Genomic DNA, 19,550 nt, shown 5'->3' with positions numbered 1-19,550 from the left:
GCCGAAGCCATCACGTGTCTGAGGCGATTGCGCCAGCCTTCGCGGCTGCGGCGTCGGTGCCTGCCTTGTCCTCCCAGGTCACCGCCCGGTAGTCGAACCCAAATTCCAGCGTCGGTTTCACGATGCGGAAGAAGGGCGACAGGTCGAAGTCGCGCGGCGTGTAGAGCGAGTGGTGGCGGATGTGCAGGATTTCGCGGCGCGAATAGTTCGACTGCGCCGAGGCGCGGCCGGGCGCGCGGGTGATCTCGGGCAGGATCGGGTAGCGGATCTCGCCATAGGCTTCGGCGATCAGCGTCGAGCAGATGGCGCGCGTCGGATCGCCGGAACCGAAAGCCAGCATGCGGCGGCGCCAGCGCACCGGCACCGGCGGCGTCGGCAGGAAAAAGCGCAGCATGTCGAAAATGTTCTTGAGATCGTATTTCAGGCCGAGCTTGCCGATCATGAAGGCGACGACATGGTCGCGGTCTTCCGGGGCCAGCCCGCTCGCCCGGCAGATACGGGTGTTGTAGGTGCGGTAGCGCGACAGCGGCACGGCGACACAGCCTTCGCCGAGCGTGACTTCGATCAGCCGACGCCGTTCCGATCCGTCCTCCGGTTCGGACAAGGCATCGCCGATATAGAAGGCCGCATGCGACCAGGTCGACTGGGTCAGGTATTTGATCGCCGCCGAGATCTTCTGGTTGCCTTCGATGAGCAGGATGTCGCCGGGCTCGAGCGTGCGCCGCAACGTCTCGGCGTCGGACGGCGTGTAGGGCTCATAGCCGGAGGATTCGTCCTGCAGCCGGCCGGCAAGCCAGCGGCCAAGTCGGTCCAGAAGCGTGTCGGCAGGTGCGGTCATGGTAGAGCGTGACTAGCACGCGCCGGCGGGGGAGTGCCAGCGTCAGCCGGCCGGCACTGTCTCTTCCGGCAGTGCCGGCCCGGCGAGGTCGTCGCGCGCATTGCGGGCGAGCTTCTTTGTCGAGCGCTTGGGACTGTCGCCGAACAGTTCGGCCGCCCCGGCGAGGCAGCTCTTCTTCAGGCTTTTTTCCGAGCGCTTCAAAAGCTTGCCCAGGAGCTTGGTGTCCTGCGCATCGCCGAGCGGCTCGCCGTCGGCTTCGAGCAGGGCGCGCATGACGAAGACATCGTGCAGTTCGCCGAGCTTTTCACCCAGTTCGTCGACCGCCTTGCGCCGCACCTTGATCGGCGTCGGCCACAGCCGGCCGAGCAGCGAAAGATGCATCGAGTGGGTCTTGGCCGCCTTACGCAGATCGTGGAAATCCTCGGCTCCTCCGTGGGATCCGGCCTTGTCCAGCGCCTTCCTGGCCCGGCGCAAGGTCTTGCGAGCGCCTTCCGCAAGCACATCGGCTGCATGCTCAGGCAGATCGGGGAGCAGCAGCCGCTCGATCCGGATCAGGCCTTCCTCGCAGGCGGCCGTGGCCGCGCCTATGGCGGCGTCGAGACCAGCCCCGGCATGGATTTCATGCTGGCGGGCGATAAGCCGGTCGCGCACGCTGTCGAGGCCGCCGCCGGCAACCTGCTCGGGAAAGGCGGCTGCCAGCCGGTCGACGGTCTCGACCAGCGCGGTCGCCTCGCGCGGCCCGGCAAGCAGCGCCGCCACCTGACGGTAGCATTGGTTCTCAGTCCGACAGAATGTTTCATTTCCGGAACGGACCAGCCGCAGCAAGGCGCGCGCGCTCTTCAGCCGCTTGCGGCATTTGTGCAATGCCTGCTCCGGCTGGTCGCGCGCGACGGCCAGATGGGCAAGCGCCTTGCCGATCTCCTCGCCAAGGATACGCCTGACCTCGCCGGTCAGCGGCAGGCGCGGATCGATGCGAAAGCTCATGCGGCGATCTCCGGAATCCCCCTAGAGCATGATGCCGAAAAGTGTGAAGCGGTTTCGGACGACATCATGCTCCATCTCTTTTGATTTAGAGCCGGATTCCGATTTTAGGTCGACCCGACCTAAAATCATCCGGCTCTAGGGCGAGCGACGCGTTGTAAAATCTCTGCTCGCCGGTCACTTCGCGGCCGAGCCAATCAGGCAGCATTTCGTCAGGTACATCCTCCGGCGTCTCCAGTTCGGCCACCACAAGGCCGGCTAGAATCCCGCCGAAAACATCGACTTCGTAGAGATAGCCGCGATGCCTAACATGGTGGCGTGTCTTCTCGATGACATGTCCGATGGCGAAGGCCAGCATCTCCTCTGCGTCCGCCAGTGGAATTTCATATTCGTATTCGTCACGCTCGCGGATCTTGCTGCCGAATTTAAGCGTCAGCTTCGCCGAACTGCCGTCGCTGATGCGCACGCGCACGGTGCGGCCGGGTGTTGCGGCAAGATAGAACTGGCGAATGCGTATATTCGCCTCGGCCATTTCCAGCCATTCGGCGCTGGAGACCAGGAACTTGCGTTCGACTTCCTTGCCCATGGCCGCCCACTAAAGCGTCTGCGGCCCGACATGGCAAGCCGCCGCGGATAATCAATTTGACTTTAATCAATCGATTGATTAAGTGCCCAGCATGATCAAAACCGTAGCCGATAAAACGCCCCGCCAGGAGACATCCCCCGCAGAGCAGACGCGCGCCGCACTCGTGCTTTCGGCGCTCAAGCTGTTCGGACGGCAAGGGTTCGACGGCACGTCGACGCGTGAGATCGCCGCCGAGGCCAAGGCCAACATCGGCTCGATCGCCTATCACTTCGGCGGCAAGGAAGGGTTGCGCGCGGCCGCCGCCGACCACATCGTCGAAACCATCCAGTCGGTTGCCGGCCAGGCGCTCGGCGGCACGCAATTGCCGGGTCAAGCCGGCCCGGAGGCGGCGAGGGCACAATTGTTCGCCGCGCTGGAAGCGATGGTGGCGTTTATCGTAGCCAGACCGGAAGCTGGCGATATCGTACAATTTGTACTTAGGGAATTGACGCATCCGACCGCCGCACTCGACCGCATCTATGACGGGGTGTTCGAACCGACCCATCGCCGCCTCTGCCAGATCTGGGAACAGGCGACGGGCGAGCCGGCCGAAAGCGAGGCCACCAAGCTCGTGGTCTTCACGCTGATCGGCCAGGTCATCTATTTCCGCATCGGTCGCGAAGCAGTGATGCGTCGTATGGGCTGGCGCGAGATCGGCAACACCGAGGCCGCCAAGGTGGTGGCGGCGGTGACAGGCAATCTTGGCGCCATACTGGCGGCCCGCAATCCGGTCGCCCGCAAGGAGGGCAAGCGATGAGTTTTCTCTGTTCCCTGCCTCTCGCGGCCAAGCTGTTCGGCGCCTGCGCGCCGGCAGCGCCGCTTGCCGTCGGCTATGTCGAGGGCGACTATGTCTTGCTGGCTCCGATCGAGGTGGCGCAGGTCGAGACCGTCGCGGTCAAGCGCGGCGACCGTGTTGTATCAGGCACGCCGGTGGTGACTCTCGAAAGCGCCGACGCAAAAATCGCCGTCGCCCAGGCAGGGGCCGCGCTCGCCCAGGCGCAGGCGCAGCTGGCCGACCTGCAGATCGGCAAGCGGCCGGAGGAGATCGCGGTGCTGAAGGCCGAGGTCGACATGGCCAAGGCCCAGGCCACGGATGCCAAGCGCAAATACGACCGCGCCGCCGACCTGTTCAAGCGCGGTGCCGGCACGCAGGCCGACTACGACACCGCCGCCGCGACGCTGGAGACCGCCAATGCGCAGGTCGGCCAGGCGCAGGCCAACCTCGCCGTCGGCGGTCTGCCTGCGCGTCCCGAAACGATCAAGGCGGCAGACAATCAGGTCAAACAGGCGCAGTCGGCGTTGGAACAGGCTGAGTGGCGGCTATCGAAGCGCGTGCTGGCGGCACCCTCGCCCGGCCGCATCAATGACGTCATCCGCAATCCCGGCGACACCGCTGGTCCGACCGCGCCTGTCATTTCGATGTTGCCGGACGGTGCGGTGAAGCTCAGCGTCTATGTCCCGGAAAGTGCGTTCTCGTCGATCAAGGTCGGCACGCTGCTTGTCGTGCATTGCGACGGCTGCGGGCCGGAGGTGAAGGCGCGCGTCAGCTATGTCTCGCCCGACCCGGAATTCACCCCGCCGGTGATCTACTCGCTCGAGAACCGGCAGAAGCTGGTCTACCTCGTCGAGGCGCGGCCTGAGGGCAAGGCGCAAGCGCTGCAGCCGGGACAGATCGTCGATGTCGAGCTGGCGGCCTCAAAATGAACGCCATCGACGTTCATGGCCTGGTCAAGCGTTTCGGCGACAAGACTGTCGTCGACCATGTGACGATGACGGTGGCCGAGGGCGAGATCGTCGGCTTTCTCGGGCCCAACGGGTCCGGCAAGACGACGACCATCCGCATCATGTGCGGCCTGCTGACGCCCGACGAGGGCGAAGGTACGGTGCTGGGTTTCAACATCCGCACCGAGTCGCTCCGCATCAAGCGCGAAGTCGGCTACATGACGCAGAAATTCTCGTTCTACGAGGATTTGACGATCGGCGAGAATCTCGAATTCGTGGCGCGGCTCTACCGGCTGAAACCGGTCGAGGAGCATGTGTCGAAAACGCTGGAAGAGCTTGGCCTGACGAGCCGCCGCAACCAGCTCGCCGGCACGTTGTCGGGCGGCTGGAAGCAGCGGCTGGCACTGGCCGCCTGCATCATGCACAAGCCGAAGCTGCTGCTGCTCGACGAGCCGACCGCCGGCGTCGATCCGAAGGCGCGGCGCGAATTCTGGGACGAGATCCACCGGCTGGCGAGCGGCGGTCTGACCGTGCTGGTGTCCACCCACTACATGGACGAAGCCGAGCGCTGCCACCGCATCAGCTACATCTCCTACGGCAAGATGCTGGCCACCGGCACGGTGGACGAGGTGGTGACGAATGCCGGTCTGACCACCTTCGTGCTGCAGGGACCGCGCCTCGACCAGGTCGCCGATGCACTCAGGGACCGGCCCGGCGTCGACCAGGTGGCGCCGTTCGGCGCGACGCTGCATGTCGTCGGCTCCGACAAGGCAAAGCTCGAAAAGGCGCTCGCCGATGTCGAGAAGGAGCACAAGGGCGTCAGCGTAAAACCCGGCGAGACCAGCCTCGAGGACGTCTTCATCCAGTTCATGTCCGGCTCGAAGGACAATATGGCATGAACAGCGTCTTCTCCTTCGCCAGGCTCGGTGCGCTGCTGATCAAGGAATTCATCCAGATGCGGCGCGACCGCATCACCTTCGCCATGATGCTGGGCGTGCCGCTTTTGCAGCTGGTGCTGTTCGGCTACGCTATCAACAACGATCCCAAAAGCCTGCCTGCCGCACTGGTGGCGACCAGCAACGACCCCTACACCCGCGCCATTGTCGCAGCCCTGCAGACGACCGGCTACTACCGCTTCGACCATGTCGCGCAAAGTGCCGAGGATGCCGAATTCCTGATGGCGCGCGGCGATGTCGCCTTCGTCGTCACCATCCCGGCCGATTTCGGCCGCCGGGTGGAGCGCGGCGACAATCCGCAGATACTCATCGAGGCCGACGCCACCGACCCGGCCGCCGCCAGCGGCGCCATCTCGACGCTAAGCAAAGTGGCCAGCCAGGCGCTGCTTCGGGCGCAAGGCATGCAGGAGGCGGCGAGTGAGGCCGCCAGGGGCCAGCTCGATGTGGTGGTGCACCAGCGCTACAATCCGGAAGGCATCTCGCAATACAACATCGTGCCCGGCCTGCTCGGCGTCATCCTGCAGATGACCCTGGTGATGATGACCTCGATCGCGCTGACCCGCGAGACCGAGCGCGGCACGATGGAAAACCTGCTCGCCATGCCGTCCAGCCCGTTTGAGATCATGCTGGGCAAGGTGCTGCCCTATCTTGTGGTCGGTGGCGTCCAGGTGGTGGTGGTGCTGGCGGCGTCGAAGCTCTTGTTCGCCATCCCCTTCACCGGTTCCAGGTCGCTGCTGCTTACAGCCGTATTGGTGTTCGTGCTGGCGCTGGTGCTGCTTGGCTACACCATCTCGACCATCGCCCGCACGCAGATGCAGGCGCTGCAGCTGACCTTCTTCTTCTTCCTGCCGTCGATCCTGCTGTCCGGCTTCATGTTCCCCTATCGCGGCATGCCGGGCTGGGCGCAGACCTTCGGCGAGATTTTTCCGCTGACGCATTTTCTGCGCATCACCCGCGCGGTGATGCTGAAGGGCGCCGAACTGCCGGCGGTTGCGGGCGAGATCGCCTGGCTGGTCGGGTTCGTGGCCTTGTTTGCCGGCGTCGCATTGGTGCGGTTCAGGCGCACGCTCGACTGAGCGTTCAGGAATTGAGCGATCGCGGACCGCTGACGAACGGACTGCCTCTGACATAGAACCGCAGCGGGCGGTCCGCATCCTTCGTGATGCCGATGCGGATGCCTTGGCCGATGTCGCTGGCCTGATGCTCGTCGGCTGCCAGCCATAGCGGGCCTTGGCGGCACAGATCGAGGCCGTCCAGCGAACGGTCGATCCGCAATGCCTGGGCGAGCCGCCCCGGCCCGCGCGCCAGGTCGCGCAGGCGCTCCACGCCCCGGTTCAGCCGCATGATGGCGATGCCTTCGAGCGGCTCCAGCGCCCGGATCAGCACGCCGGTGCCGGTGCCCGGCCCCTCGCTTGAGACATTGAGCATCCAGGAGACCCCATAGGCGAGATAGACGTAGGCGTGTCCGGGCCCGAGGAACAGCGAACGGTTGCGCGGCGTCATGCCGCGATAGCCGTGCCCGGCGGCGTCGCCGGTGACATAGGCCTCGGTCTCGACGATACGGCCGCTGACGATGCCTTCCGGCAGCTCCCGCACCACGAGCTTGCCGATGAGATAGCGGGCGAGATCGGCCGTATCATCAGGCAGTTCGGCACGATCGAGCGGATGGTGGCCGGTCATGCTACCGCCGCCGTGTTTCAAGGTATCCGTTCGACCCATTGCGCGCGCGACTGCCCCGGCTCGAACGGATCGCCGAAATACTGGGTCTCGCGAACCACTTTGCCATCGACGAACTCCATGATGCTCACCGTATAGGACGGAATCCCGTCATAGGTCAGGACATATTCGGTGATCCAGAGGTCGCCTGACCCGGTGATCCGCCGCACGGCAAAGCGCTTCCGGTTGGGCTGCGTGGCGCGCGACGACTGGATGTTGTGCCGTCCGCTGATGCGCTCGCCTGATTGCGGATAATCGAGCACCGCGTCCTCGCGATAGATCTGATGCTCCGTCTCGAGATCATTGGCATCGGAGGCAGCCCAATGGCGATCGAGAGCCGCCCTTATCTCAGCGTCTGCCATATCGGTTCTCAGGCCGCGGCCATGATCTCGGCATAGGTGGTGAAATCGACATTGCCGCCTGACAGCACGACGGCGACGCATTTGCCCGACAGTTCGATCTCGCCTGACGAGAGCGCCGCCAGCGCCACGCAGCCGCCGGGTTCGACCACCAGCTTGAGATGGGCCATGGCGTCGCGCACCGCCTGTGCGGCCGCCTTGTCGGAGACGGCGATGGCGCCGGCGAGGTTCTTGCGGTTGATCTCGAAGGTGATGGCACCGGGCTCTGCGGTGAGGATGGCATCGCAGATCGAACTGTGGCCGGGCTCGTTGGAAACCCTTTTTCCTTCGATCAGCGAGCGGCGGGTGTCGTCGAAATGCTCGGGCTCAACGGCCCAGACTGCTGTGGCCGGCGAGGCATCCTTGACGGCGATCGAAATGCCGCTCGTCAGGCCGCCGCCGCCACAGGGAATGACGACCGCATCGAGGCTGACGCCGAGCGCTTTTGCCTGGCGCGTCAGTTCGAGACCGATCGTGCCCTGGCCGGCGATGATGGCCGGATCGTCGAAAGGAGGCACCAGCACCATGCCCTTGTCCATGTAGGGTCGCACCACCGTCATGCGGTCGTCGCGAAAGCGGTCGAACGGCACCACTTCGGCGCCCATCTTGCGGACATTGGCGATCTTCATCGCCGGCGCGTCGGCCGGCATGGCAATGACCGCCTTGACGCCGAACATGGCAGCCGCCGCGGCGACGCCCTGAGCATGGTTGCCTGAGGAGAAGGCGACGACGCCGCGGCTGCGCTCTTCTTCGCTCAGCGAAGACAGTTTGTTGTAGGCGCCGCGGAACTTGAACGAGCCGGTGCGCTGCAGCGTCTCCGGCTTGAACAGGATGCGGCCGCCGAAGCGTTTGTTGAGTTCCAGCGATTCGATCAAGGTCGTTTCGGCGATCAGGCCGGAGAGGCGCGCGGCGGCGGCATGGATGTCGGCGATGCCGGGGAGCGTGGTCATGGCGAAGTCCTGAAAGGGATGAGATCGGCGCATGGTGCACGCAAAGGCAGGCCACGCACCAATGAAAAAATGTGACCGTTACAAAGTTTGGCGGGCATGAGCGGCGACGAGGGTCAAACTGGCCCACCTCTCCCGCCTTTATCAGCCGGGCCGTATCGGCTAAGGGCGGGGGAGCAGAATCCCGGACCGCCAGACATGACCGCCAAGCCAAAACCCCTGTTTCTCGGTATCGACACCGGTGGCACCTATACCGATGCCGTGCTGTGGTCGGAACAAGGCGGGCCAAAAGGCAAGGTGCTGGCCAAGGCCAAGGCGCTGACCACGCGGCACGATCTTGCCGTCGGCATTTCCGGCGCGGTCGATGCGGTGCTGGGAAAATCGGCCACCGATCCGGCCGCGATCAAACTCGTGTCGATGTCGACGACGCTCGCCACCAATGCGCTGGTCGAGGGCCAGGGTGGGCGTGTGGCGCTCATCATGATCGGCTTTACCGGGGCCGACCTTGCGCGCGACGGGCTGAAGACGGCGCTCGGCACCGATCCGGTGGTGTTTTGTCCGGGCGGCCATGACGTGCACGGCAATGCGGCCAAGCTCGATCTGTCGGGGCTGGAAGCAGCACTCCCTGAACTCGGCGCCTCGGTGTCGGGCTTTGCCGTGTGCGCCTATTTCGCCACCCGCAACCCGGCGCATGAACTCGCCGCGCGCGACCTCATCCGCGAAAAGACCGGCCTGCCGGTGACCGCCAGCCATGAATTGTCGGCCAAGCTCGGCGGTCCGCGTCGCGCGCTCACCACCTTGCTCAACGCCAGGCTGATCTCGATGATCGACCGGCTGGTGGCGGCAACCGAAGGATTTTTGGAGGCCCGCAACATCGTAGCCCCCCTGATGGTGGTGCGCGGCGATGGCGCGCTGGTTTCGGCGGCGTTTGCCCGCCAGCGGCCGATCGAGACCATCCTGTCCGGCCCGGCCGCCAGCCTGGTCGGCGCCCGCCACATGACGGGCCTGGACAACGCCATGGTGTCCGACATTGGCGGCACCACCACCGATGTCGCCGTGCTCGACGGCGGCCGTCCTCGGCTCGATCCCGAAGGCGCCACTGTCGGCGGCTTCCGCACCATGGTCGAGGCGGTCGCCATGCGCACCTTCGGCCTCGGCGGCGATTCCGAAGTGGCACTGGAAGATGGCGCGCTCAACCCGAAAATCCTGCTCGGGCCGCGCCGCCTGGTGCCGCTGGCGCTGGCCGGCATGATGCATGGTGCTTCAGTGACATCGGAGCTCGAGCGCCAGCTCAGGGCGCCCAACCCCGGCCGCATGGACGGCCGCTTTGCGTTGCGCACCGGCGTGCCGGACAGGCTCGCCGCCGGCCTGACCGCGCCCGAGGCGAAACTGTATGAACTGATTGGTGCCGTGCCGCTCGCCATCGACAGGCTGCTCACCTCGAACGCCCAGAACGCCACGCTGAACCGGCTGGTCTCGCGCGGTCTTGTGCATATCTCGGGCTTCACCCCTCGGACGCCGCCCATGTGCTCGGCAAGCAGGCCAACTGGGACCCGCTTGCGGCCCGGCTCGGCGCCGAACTGTTTGCCCGCAAGCGTGATGGGCGAGGCCAGTACATCGCGCCGTCTCCGGAGGTGATTTCCGAACGCGTGCTGCTGACGCTCACGCGCTGGTCGGCCGAATACATTCTGGAGACAGCCTTTGCCGAGGATGGGCTGGATGGCGCCGCCACCGTCGCGCACGCGCTGGTGCAGCGCGCCGTCGATTCCCATCCCGGCATCGCAAGGCTCAGCGTCGCGCTCGATCGTCCGGTCATTGGCCTCGGCGCCTCGGCGCCGCTGCACTATGCCGGCTTGGCCGAGCTGGTCGGTAATGAGTGCGTGGTGCCGGAGGATACCGACGTCGCCAACGCGCTCGGCGCCGTCGTCGGCCAGGTCCGCGTCTCGGCCGAAGCCCGCGTCAGCCAGCCCAAGGAAGGTTTGTTCCGGGTCGCGTCGGGGCAAACGGTGCGCGACTTCACCGACGAGGCCAAGGCGATCGCGGCAGCGGAGGCTGATGTGCGGGCGATCGTAGCCGCGCGCGCGAAGGATGCCGGCACGGATAATGCCGAGATCGACGTTTCGACCGAGTTCAAGGTGTCTACGGTTGAGGCCCAACGGATGTTTATCGAAGCGCATGTGGTGGCGGTTGCATCGGGTCGGCCGAGGATCGCGGTTTAGGGTAATCTCCCCCACGAGGGGGAGATCAGCAGCTTCAAAATCCCCGGCTTCACCCTAAGCTGAATTGACCCTTCGCCCCTGACATGCCAAAGGCCGCAAAGCCTTCATCTGGAGAAGCCCTGATGACCGATCGCGTCGAGATCGCCGGATTGCGGATTGCCCGCGAACTGCATGACTTTGTCGGCGAAGCGCTGCCGGGTACCGGTATTGCCGCGGACGTTTTCTGGAACGGCTTTTCGGCCATCGTGCATGATCTGGCGCCGAAGAACCGAGCGCTGTTGGCCAAACGCGACGCCATGCAGGAACAGATCGACGCCTGGCACCGCGCCAATGGCGCGCCCATCGATATGGAGGCCTACAAAAGCTTCTTGCGTGAGATCGGCTATCTCGTGCCCGAAGGGCCGGCCTTCTCCGTGACGACCGACAATGTCGACCCCGAGATCGCCAGCGTTGCCGGGCCGCAGCTGGTGGTGCCGGTGATGAATGCGCGTTATGCGATCAACGCCGCCAATGCTCGCTGGGGCTCGCTCTACGATGCGCTCTACGGAACCGACGCCATTGCCGAGACCGGTGGCGCCGAGAAGGGCAAAAGCTTCAACCCCGTGCGCGGCGCCAAGGTGGTTGCCTGGGCGAAGAGTTTTCTGGACGAGTCCGTGCCGCTCACCTCGGGCAAATGGGCCGGCGTGAACGGGCTGACGGTTTCGGGTGGCACCTTGCGGCTCGGCGCTGGCGCCGGCGGCACCACGCTGGCCAACCCGAAACAATTTGCCGGCTATCGCGGCGACGGTGCCAACCCGGAAGCCATCCTGCTGGTCCAGAACGGCCTGCACATCGAGATCCTCATCGACCGCACCAACCAGATCGGCCGCACCGACCCGGCCGGCATTGCCGACGTGATCCTGGAATCGGCGCTGACCACCATCCAGGACTGCGAGGATTCGGTCGCGGCGGTGGATGCCGAGGACAAGGTCATCGTCTACCGCAACTGGCTCGGCCTGATGAAGGGCGATCTGGCGGAGGAAATCAGCAAGGGCGGCAAAACCTTCACGCGCAAGCTCAATCCGGACCGCGCCTGGACCGCGCCCAGTGGTGGCGCGCTGAGCTTGCCTGGCCGCTCGCTGATGCTGGTGCGAAACGTCGGTCACCTCATGACCAATCCGGCCATCCTCGACCGCGATGGCAACGAGGTGCCGGAAGGCATCTTGGATGCGGCGATGACGGCGCTGATCGCGCTGCACGATGTCGGCGCCAACGGGCGTCGGATGAATTCCCGCGCGGGCTCAATGTATGTGGTGAAGCCGAAGATGCATGGGCCGGAGGAAGTCGCCTTCGCAGTCGAGATTTTCGACCGCGTCGAAGCGCTGCTCGGTATGGCGGCAAACACCATCAAGATGGGCATCATGGACGAGGAGCGGCGCACCACCGTCAACCTCAAGGAGGCGATCCGCGCCGCCAAGGAACGCGTCGTGTTCATCAACACCGGCTTCCTCGACCGCACCGGCGACGAGATCCACACCTCGATGGAAGCCGGGCCGATGATCCGCAAGTTCGACATGAAGCAGGCCGCCTGGATCTCCGCCTATGAGGCGTGGAATGTCGACACCGGGCTGGAATGCGGTCTGGCCGGCCACGCCCAGATCGGCAAGGGCATGTGGGCGATGCCGGATCTGATGGCGGCGATGCTGGAACAGAAGATCGCGCATCCCAAGGCCGGCGCCAACACCGCCTGGGTGCCGTCGCCGACGGCGGCGACGTTGCACGCCACGCACTATCACAAGGTCGATGTCCATGCCGTCCAGGCGGCGCTCAAGAGCCGGCCGAAGGCGAAGCTCGATGATATATTGTCGGTGCCGGTGGCGGTGCGGCCGAACTGGACCCCCGACGAGATCCAGCGCGAGCTCGACAACAATGCGCAAGGCATTCTCGGCTATGTCGTGCGCTGGATCGACCAGGGCGTCGGCTGCTCGAAAGTGCCCGACATCAACGATGTCGGCCTGATGGAAGACCGCGCCACGCTGCGCATCTCCTCGCAGCACATCGCCAACTGGCTGCACCACAAGGTTTGCTCCGAAATTCAGGTGATGGATTCGCTGCGGCGCATGGCAGCGATCGTCGACCTCCAAAATGTCGGCGACCCGCTCTACCGCCCGATGGCCACCGATTTCGACAATTCCATCGCCTTCCACGCCGCCTGCGACCTGGTGTTTAGAGGCCGCGAACAGCCGAATGGCTATACGGAACCGGTGCTGCACGCACGGCGGCTGGAGCTGAAGGCGAAAGAGCGGGCGAATTAGCGCCTGCGTTTCCCTCCCCCTTGAGGGGAGGGTGGCCCGAAGGGCCGGGTGGGGTCCTGCGTGAAGTGCAGCGACTCCCTTCGGACGACACTACAAGCAATGTCATTGCAGAGGCCCTTTCTCGGCTCGGCTCCAAAAAGATCGACCATTCTTCGGCGACCCCCACCCTGCCGCTTCGGGGCCACCTTCCCCTCAAGGAGGAGCGTTACGCCGCCTGCGCTACCCGCTCCGACATCATGCGGTAGGAAATCGCCTCGGCCAGGTGAATTCGGCCGACGGTTTCGCTGGCGTCGAGGTCAGCCAGTGTGCGCGCCACTTTGAGCACGCGGTGATAGGCGCGCGCAGAAAAGCCGAGTTTCTCGCTGGCGTCTTTCAGCAGCGACAGGCCTGCTGCGTCCGGCGCGGCGATGTCCTCGATAACAGAAGGCGAGCAATGGGCGTTGGTGGTGGCGCTGGTTACGCCCAGCCGCTCGAAACGTTCGCGCTGGATGGTGCGGGCGCGCGCCACGCGCTGGGCGACGGCTGCACTTTTCTCCGCTCGGTCGGGCCGGATCAGGTCGGCGGCCGAGACCGCCGGTACCTCGATCCTGAGGTCGATGCGGTCGAGCAACGGGCCTGAGATGCGCGCCTGGTAATCGGTGCGGCAGCGTTCGCCGCGCAGGCAGCGATAGCCGGGCTCGCCGGCCATGCCGCAACGGCACGGGTTCATCGCCGCCACCAGCTGGATGCGCGCTGGATAGGTGACGCGGTGGTTGGCGCGCGCGATCATGCAGTCGCCGGTCTCCAGCGGTTGGCGCAGCGCATCCAAGGTCTGCGGCGTGAATTCGGGAAACTCGTCGAGGAACAGGACGCCGTTATGGGCAAGCGATACTTCGCCCGGCCGCGCCCTGATGCCGCCGCCGACCATTGCCGCCATCGAAGCCGAATGGTGCGGGGCGCGGAACGGCCGCCGGTCGGTGAGCTTGCCTTCGCCGAGCTCGCCGGCCACCGAGGCGATCATCGAGACTTCAAGAAGTTCCTTGGGCGCCAGTGGCGGCAGAATTGAAGGCAGCCTCTGCGCCAGCATCGATTTTCCCGAGCCGGGAGGCCCTACCATCAAGAGATTGTGGCCGCCGGCCGCCGCCACTTCCAGCGCCCGCTTGGCGCTTTCCTGGCCCTTGATGTCTGAGAGGTCGGGCAGGTCGCGCGCCGAGACATGAATGCCGGGCTCGGGTCGCGACAGCACCTGCGTGCCGCGAAAATGATTGGCGATGGCAATCAGGCTGCGCGGCGCCAATATGTCGAAATCCTTTCCCGCCCAGGCCGCTTCCGGCCCGCAGCCGAACGGGCAAATCAGGCCTTTGCCCTCGGCATTGGCGCCGATCGCCGCCGGCAGGGCGCCTGCAACCGCGGCAATGGTTCCGTCGAGCGACAATTCGCCGAGCACGACATAGGAGGCCAGCATGTCGCCCGGAATGGCGCCGAGTGCTGCCATCAGGCCGAGCGCGATCGGCAGGTCGTAATGGCTGCCTTCCTTGGGCAGATCGGCTGGAGCGAGGTTGACCGTCACCTTCTTCGACGGCATCGACAGGCCGGATGCATGGAGCGCCGCCTGCACGCGTTCGCGGCTTTCGGCCACCGCCTTGTCGGCCAGGCCGACGATCTGCATGCCGACCTTGCCCGGCGCGATCATCACCTGGACATCGACCGGCACGGCCTCGATGCCCTGGAAAGCAACCGTGCGAACCCGCGCCACCATTTGCCCTGCCCCCGGAAACCGGCTTCGCCTCGACCTTGTGGTTCAGGCCGCGAGCGACGTCACGACAAGACAACCATAGATTTCAGGCCAAGGCAAGAACATTACAGGAACAGGCAGCCGTGCTGGTTGCAGCCGCGTTGTGCCCGGTAGAGGGCGACAGAGTTCCTCCGGCAATCCGAGGCTGTTGCCGTCTAAGCGGTGATGAAGGCATCGACCGAACCTGAAAGCGATCGATCGATCGCGACCTGCGGTGGAAGCCACTCCATGACAGGATATCTGAAAGGCCAAGGCAGGGCGATCCGGCGCGAAGAGCCGCTCTCCAGAAAAATCTCGTTTACAAGGTCTATGAACCGCCCGCGGTCTCGTTCGATTCGTTTCAAAGTTTGCGAACGAATGTAATCCCGGGGAATTCGTCGCTCCTTCAGCGCTAAGACAGCCTCCGCGATGGATCGAGGATCGGGTGGAACTGTGAGCGAATAGTCGTCATCCAGATAAAGGTCTCGGCCGCCATGGTTCGGCGTCGTGACCACTGGAAGGCCCGCGAGAAGATATTCCGTGCTGGCGAACATTGGTCCTTCCAGGTGAGAGAGACAGATTCCCACGGCTGCACGATTTAGATGCGTGTTCACCTGAGCCGGTGCCAATCGGACCGGCTTGCCGGTGCCGTCAAACTCGTTGATAAAGACGTGATGCGGCGCGAGCTCCCTATGCCGATTTATTCGCGCTCTTTCCGACTCCGTCGTGGAGGATCCGCTTGAATCTCGATAGAAGACAAATGCGCAACGCTGGATGCCAAGCGACAAGTCATGGCGCTTCCACGGAGCCAGCTGCGCATTGTAGATTGCATCAAATTCTACAGGGACGTCATCGAGAGGCCTGAATATGTGTTCGGAGGTTGTTGACGTCTTGTTGTGCAGGACGGCGGCCTCGCCGGACTGGTTCAACAGATCAGCCTCTGCCTGAGTGTTGGATAGGAAGATTAGCGAGTGACGGGGGTTCTTGAGTCTATGCAGAACGGCATAGGTCCGGATGGTTTTGACGCTAGCACTGTTTTCGATGGACCAGGTTGGCGAGATGAGAAACCAGGCGCGGTGGCTGCGTGGACGGAAAGGCATATGACTTGCTAATCCGAGCGGCGTACCGGACATTCCCGAATAGGATATGAACGGATCGTCCGACAGCAAACTGGCCTGAAGAGCAGGTTGCGACTTCGCGGAAGGGTGCCCTTTTCTGAGGTTGTGGCCATGACGCAGCATGGCTCTGACAATCTCGAATTTGGTAGGAGGGCGATACCCGTGCTGTAGGGTCAACATGCGGCAATTGCGATCTTGAGTGCGGAGAAAAACTCGCTTCGATAGAGAGAAATTTGGCAAAGAAACACCGCCATTTGATCGACGGAATATCTCAGGCGATCAAATCTGGTGTACGGAGAAGCGCCTCTTGAAAGAAAACATCGTCCCAAGCGGAGCTGGTTCTCACATCGCGCTACCAACCGTATCCGTTTGCGTAGGCTGTTTCAATCAAGAGGCATTCATCGACACTGCGATCCGATCCGTAGCGGCGCAGACATACACTGCGTTCGAATGCGTGGTGGTCGATGATTTTTCGACCGACGGTTCCCGCCGAAGGATTGAAGAGTGTCTGTCCCAGCTTGGCGACAGTCGTTTCCGCTTTCTGCCCCGACTGCAAAATGGCGGGCAGTTGACAGCAATGATGACCGGGCTTGACGCGACAGCCGGGCCCCTGATCTCCTTTCTTGACGGTGACGATGCTTGGCATCCTGACTTCATAGAATGCCATGTGAGAGCGCATCTCAGCCAAACCCGTATCGCGGCAATGTCGAGCTCCGATGAGGTGGTGATAGATACGGCCGGCAACCTGCTTGCGGGCGGTCATCCCGTATTCCACCTGAACGACCCGCGATCGATGCCGAAAATGAGCGGCTACCTGCATGTCGACACCGAAGCTGACCCGACATTATTATTTATTGATCGGGGTACCGTGGGTTGGTTTTGGTCAACCACATCGGGGATGATGTTTCGTCGAGCTCCGCTTGAAATCATGCGTCCATCCGATCCGGACGAAATAAAGATATGTGCCGATGGTTATATGGCTCGTGCCGCCCATATGATCGGCGGAACCGTGAGGATTGGGCGGGCTCTTGGCAGTTATCGGCTTCACGGCGGCAATGGCTGGGCGGACGGGCGCATCCTGGGTACCGGAGTTGGCCTCGGCAGGATGTCGCCTGATACTGAAATAGCGATACGGCGGGCACTGGCCAATCGTTGGTGCGAAGTGGCGCCGGGACTGGCGCATTTAATCTCCCGCCACTCAATGCGCAGGACCTTGGTCGACCTGATCGGACTGTCTGCGGCTTTTGCATTGCTGGAAAAGAACTCCGATGCGGGTTTTCTGCTGAAAGACTGGGCAACACCACAGCGAAAATTGCAGACCAGACTTATCGGTCTCCTTCCTCGGAAACTGAGGCCTCGGCGCTTCCGGGACATAGTTTGATCTGATGAGCCGCTTGCTCGGCAGTCTTACCCGATAAAGAGCATCTTTCGATGCTTCTCTGGACCCACCAAAGTCCTCCGTAGCAACGCACACTACGCGGTCGAATTCCGCCGCTTTTCCTCCACCGCGTCCCAGAACAGGCTGGCGATATCGGCGCCGCCAAAACGCTGCACTTCGCGCACGCCGGTTGGCGAGGTCACGTTGATCTCGGTCATGTAGTCGCCGATCACGTCGATGCCGACCAGGATGAAGCCGCGTTCTTTCAGCGATGGGCCGATGCGGGCGCAGATTTCGCGTTCGCGTTCCGTCAGCTCGGTCTTTTCGGCGCGGCCGCCGACATGCATGTTGGAGCGAGAATCGTGGTCGGCCGGCACGCGGTTGATGGCGCCGACCGCCTCGCCGTCGATCAGGATGATTCGCTTGTCGCCCTTGCGCACATCCTTCAGATAGCGCTGGACGATATACGGCTCGCGTGACAGCTGGGCGAACATTTCGAGCAGTGAGGCGAGGTTGCGATCGTCTTCCTTGAGATGGAAGATGCCGGCGCCGCCATTGCCATAGAGCGGCTTGACGATGATGTCGCCGAATTCCTTGCGGAAGGCCGCGACCTCCTGGGGATCCTTGGTGATCAGCGTTTCGGGCATCAGATCGGGGAATTCGGTGACGAAGATCTTTTCCGGGCTGTTGCGCACCCAGGCCGGGTCGTTGACGACCAATGTCTTCGGGTGAATGCGCTCCAGAATATGCGTGGTGGTGATGTAATTCATGTCGAAGGGCGGATCCTGGCGCAGCAGGATCACATCCATCTCCGACAGGTCGGTGCGCACCTTGTCGCCCAGCGTATAATGATTGCCCTTCTCGTCGCGGAGCTTCATCTCTTCGATGCGGGCAAACACCTTGCCGCCCAGCATCGACAGCCGGTCGGGCGTGTAGTGGAACAATTGGTGGCCGCGCCGCTGCGCCTCCAGCGACAGCGCAAAGGACGTGTCGCCGGCGATCGAGACGGTGGAGACATGGTCCATCTGGACGGCGATCTTCAGGGTCATCTTCTGGTCTCCAGCGGGTCGAGCAAGTCCAGGAAAAGTGCGTAGTGGTTTTCCGTCCGGAATTGCGGCAAGGCAAGTCGCCGATATACGGAACTTGGCGGCTTCTGCCAATCGCGCTTGCTTGGCCCAGACCTTTACCGGTCGAAGACCAGCCGGGAGTAACCGAGGAAGGACAGCGCCATGGCGACCGGCGAGGCGACGGCAAGTGCCGCCAGCGGCGGCATTGCCGGCAGCGCGAACAGGATGGCGCAGTAGACGAGATAGTTGACAATGCTGGTGGCGATGCCGACGCCGCCATAGCGCGCGCCCTCCTGCGCCACGCCGCGGCTCGACGGCGAAAAGGTCAGGTGCCGGTTGATCTGCCAGGTGACGCACAGCGCAAAGCCGATCGACAGGACACGGGCGACGAAGGGACCGAGCGGCGTCACCGCCAAGAACAGCCAGAGCGCCGCGGCATCGGCGACGAAACCAACGCCGCCGGCCAGGACGAAGCGGGCGAGCCGGCTCACGGCCTCAGGCGGCCCGGGGCGTCTTGCCCGGTTCGGCCTTCGCTGTTTCGCTCGTGCGTTCGCGCCGTTCGACCCGGCCCGACGGGACGGAGAGATAGAAAATGCGCTTCTGCTCGGCGCGTCCGCGCGATACCGAATCGAGGATCAGTCCGGTCACCATCGCAAGCATCGACAAGAGCAGCAGGCCGACCGACAGCACCCAGGTCGGCATGCGCGGCACGAGGCCGGTCTGGGCGAATTCGATCAGCACCGGCGTCATCAGGGTAAGGCTCGATGCCAGGAAGAAAATCGCGAAGGCGCCGAAGAAGCGCAGCGGCTGCGTCTCCTTCATCAGCATGGCGAACATCCACAGGATCCTGGCGCCGTCGCGATAGGTCGACAGCTTCGACGACGATCCCTCAGGCCGGCGGCCATAATCGAGCGCGATCTCGCTCACCGGCAGTTTGAGCTGCGAGGCATGCACCGACATTTCGGTCTCGATCTCGAAGCCGCCGGAAACCGCGGGAAAGCTCTTGACGAAACGCCTCGAGAAGACGCGGTAGCCGGAGAAGATGTCGGTGAAGTCGGCGCCGAACAGCCGCTTGTAGAGGCTATTGAAGATGCGGTTGCCGAAGGCATGGCCGGAACGGCCGGCATCGTCGGTGACGCCGCGCCTGGTGCCTACCACCATGTCGCAGCGCTCGGTCTGCAGGATGTTGATCAGCAGCGAGGCATCTTCCGGCGCATAGGTGCCGTCGCCATCGGCCATCAGATAGATGTCCGCATCGATGTCGGCGAACATGCGCCGCACGACATTGCCCTTGCCCTGGCGCGGCTCGCGGACGACGATGGCGCCCGCTGCGCGCGCCTTGAGCGCGGTCAAATCCCTGGAATTGTTGTCATAGACATAGATCTCGGCCGACGGCAGCGTCTCGCGAAAGCGCCGCACCACCTCGGCGATGGTCAGTTCCTCATTGTAGCAAGGCAGGAGCACGGCAATGGCCGGCTCATGGCGGACTTCGTGCGGCATTTCCGTCTCCCGACGCCCGGCGGAGCCTCCGGCCGCGC

Annotated in this window: 17 protein-coding genes and 1 pseudogene; 7 read left to right on the top strand and 11 right to left on the bottom strand. The window is 63.8% G+C overall.

Annotation, left to right across the window (positions count from 1 at the left end):
• Positions 1 to 10: 10 nt before the first annotated feature.
• The 3 genes from NL532_RS03205 to NL532_RS03195 form a co-directional block, all read right to left on the bottom strand.
• Positions 11 to 838, bottom strand: coding sequence for a C40 family peptidase (locus tag NL532_RS03205; protein WP_023828855.1), 828 nt, complete (start codon positions 836 to 838; stop codon positions 11 to 13).
• A 42-nt stretch (positions 839 to 880) separates the two neighbouring features.
• Positions 881 to 1,822: a CHAD domain-containing protein gene (locus NL532_RS03200; RefSeq protein WP_023828854.1), complete on the bottom strand. Its 942-nt coding sequence runs from the start codon at positions 1,820 to 1,822 to the stop codon at positions 881 to 883.
• 85 nt (positions 1,823 to 1,907) lie between these two features.
• Positions 1,908 to 2,405: a CYTH domain-containing protein gene (locus NL532_RS03195; RefSeq protein ID WP_023728787.1), complete on the bottom strand. Its 498-nt coding sequence runs from the start codon at positions 2,403 to 2,405 to the stop codon at positions 1,908 to 1,910.
• Between the two features lie 91 nt (positions 2,406 to 2,496).
• On the opposite strand from NL532_RS03195, the gene NL532_RS03190 reads away from it, so the two are divergent.
• From NL532_RS03190 to NL532_RS03175, 4 genes are read left to right on the top strand one after another with little or no spacing between them, the layout of a single operon-like run.
• A complete protein-coding gene (locus tag NL532_RS03190) occupies positions 2,497 to 3,201 on the top strand; it encodes a CerR family C-terminal domain-containing protein (protein WP_023728788.1) in 705 nt (234 codons plus the stop codon).
• The gene (locus tag NL532_RS03185) at positions 3,198 to 4,148 is read left to right on the top strand and encodes an HlyD family secretion protein (protein ID WP_023828853.1); all 951 of its coding nucleotides are present in this window, start codon (positions 3,198 to 3,200) and stop codon (positions 4,146 to 4,148) included. The genes NL532_RS03190 and NL532_RS03185 overlap by 4 nt, the downstream gene beginning before the upstream one ends.
• Complete coding sequence (locus tag NL532_RS03180; RefSeq protein WP_023673289.1) at positions 4,145 to 5,065, top strand: ABC transporter ATP-binding protein; 921 nt, start codon at positions 4,145 to 4,147, stop codon at positions 5,063 to 5,065. The genes NL532_RS03185 and NL532_RS03180 overlap by 4 nt, the downstream gene beginning before the upstream one ends.
• Positions 5,062 to 6,198: an ABC transporter permease gene (locus NL532_RS03175; RefSeq protein ID WP_286487878.1), complete on the top strand. Its 1,137-nt coding sequence runs from the start codon at positions 5,062 to 5,064 to the stop codon at positions 6,196 to 6,198. Before NL532_RS03180 ends, NL532_RS03175 begins: the two co-directional genes overlap by 4 nt.
• 4 nt (positions 6,199 to 6,202) lie before the next feature.
• Here NL532_RS03175 and NL532_RS03170 read toward each other — a convergent pair whose 3' ends face one another.
• From NL532_RS03170 to NL532_RS03160, 3 genes are read right to left on the bottom strand one after another with little or no spacing between them, the layout of a single operon-like run.
• Positions 6,203 to 6,802: a DNA-3-methyladenine glycosylase gene (locus NL532_RS03170; RefSeq protein WP_023748245.1), complete on the bottom strand. Its 600-nt coding sequence runs from the start codon at positions 6,800 to 6,802 to the stop codon at positions 6,203 to 6,205.
• A gap of 17 nt (positions 6,803 to 6,819) precedes the next feature.
• On the bottom strand, positions 6,820 to 7,200 hold the full coding sequence (locus tag NL532_RS03165; RefSeq protein ID WP_023681284.1) for a nuclear transport factor 2 family protein: 381 nt from the start codon (positions 7,198 to 7,200) through the stop codon (positions 6,820 to 6,822).
• A gap of 8 nt (positions 7,201 to 7,208) precedes the next feature.
• Positions 7,209 to 8,186 carry a threonine ammonia-lyase gene (locus NL532_RS03160; RefSeq protein ID WP_023748246.1) on the bottom strand — a complete coding sequence of 326 codons (978 nt, stop codon included), beginning with the start codon at positions 8,184 to 8,186 and terminating at the stop codon, positions 7,209 to 7,211.
• Between the two features lie 195 nt (positions 8,187 to 8,381).
• Here NL532_RS03160 and NL532_RS03155 point away from each other — a divergent pair.
• Both NL532_RS03155 and NL532_RS03150 read left to right on the top strand, forming a co-directional pair.
• Positions 8,382 to 10,402: pseudogene (locus NL532_RS03155) on the top strand (hydantoinase/oxoprolinase N-terminal domain-containing protein).
• A 122-nt stretch (positions 10,403 to 10,524) separates the two neighbouring features.
• Positions 10,525 to 12,696: a malate synthase G gene (locus tag NL532_RS03150; protein WP_023755340.1), complete on the top strand. Its 2,172-nt coding sequence runs from the start codon at positions 10,525 to 10,527 to the stop codon at positions 12,694 to 12,696.
• A gap of 205 nt (positions 12,697 to 12,901) precedes the next feature.
• Here NL532_RS03150 and NL532_RS03145 read toward each other — a convergent pair whose 3' ends face one another.
• Both NL532_RS03145 and NL532_RS03140 read right to left on the bottom strand, forming a co-directional pair.
• Positions 12,902 to 14,434: a YifB family Mg chelatase-like AAA ATPase gene (locus tag NL532_RS03145; RefSeq protein ID WP_023701949.1), complete on the bottom strand. Its 1,533-nt coding sequence runs from the start codon at positions 14,432 to 14,434 to the stop codon at positions 12,902 to 12,904.
• 191 nt (positions 14,435 to 14,625) lie between these two features.
• Positions 14,626 to 15,690: a glycosyltransferase gene (locus NL532_RS03140; RefSeq protein ID WP_155923791.1), complete on the bottom strand. Its 1,065-nt coding sequence runs from the start codon at positions 15,688 to 15,690 to the stop codon at positions 14,626 to 14,628.
• Positions 15,691 to 15,874: 184 nt separating this feature from the next.
• On the opposite strand from NL532_RS03140, the gene NL532_RS03135 reads away from it, so the two are divergent.
• Entirely contained in the window at positions 15,875 to 16,948 is a 1,074-nt protein-coding gene (locus NL532_RS03135; RefSeq protein WP_050590942.1) for a glycosyltransferase family 2 protein, read from the top strand.
• A gap of 92 nt (positions 16,949 to 17,040) precedes the next feature.
• On the opposite strand, the gene gshB is transcribed toward NL532_RS03135, so the two are convergent.
• From gshB to NL532_RS03120, 3 genes are all read right to left on the bottom strand, one after another.
• Positions 17,041 to 17,994 carry a glutathione synthase gene (gshB, locus tag NL532_RS03130; RefSeq protein WP_023828851.1) on the bottom strand — a complete coding sequence of 318 codons (954 nt, stop codon included), beginning with the start codon at positions 17,992 to 17,994 and terminating at the stop codon, positions 17,041 to 17,043.
• Positions 17,995 to 18,128: 134 nt separating this feature from the next.
• Positions 18,129 to 18,503 carry a GtrA family protein gene (locus tag NL532_RS03125; protein ID WP_023703819.1) on the bottom strand — a complete coding sequence of 125 codons (375 nt, stop codon included), beginning with the start codon at positions 18,501 to 18,503 and terminating at the stop codon, positions 18,129 to 18,131.
• A gap of 4 nt (positions 18,504 to 18,507) precedes the next feature.
• Positions 18,508 to 19,512, bottom strand: a complete 1,005-nt coding sequence (locus tag NL532_RS03120; protein ID WP_023828850.1) for a glycosyltransferase — start codon at positions 19,510 to 19,512, stop codon at positions 18,508 to 18,510.
• Between the last annotated feature and the right edge of the window lie 38 nt (positions 19,513 to 19,550).

It is taken from the genome of Mesorhizobium sp. C120A (genome assembly GCF_030323105.1).
In the GTDB taxonomy this organism is placed as follows: domain Bacteria; phylum Pseudomonadota; class Alphaproteobacteria; order Rhizobiales; family Rhizobiaceae; genus Mesorhizobium.
Note: the sequence above shows the minus strand (reverse complement) of the source record. Positions and strands in the feature narration are given on the sequence as shown.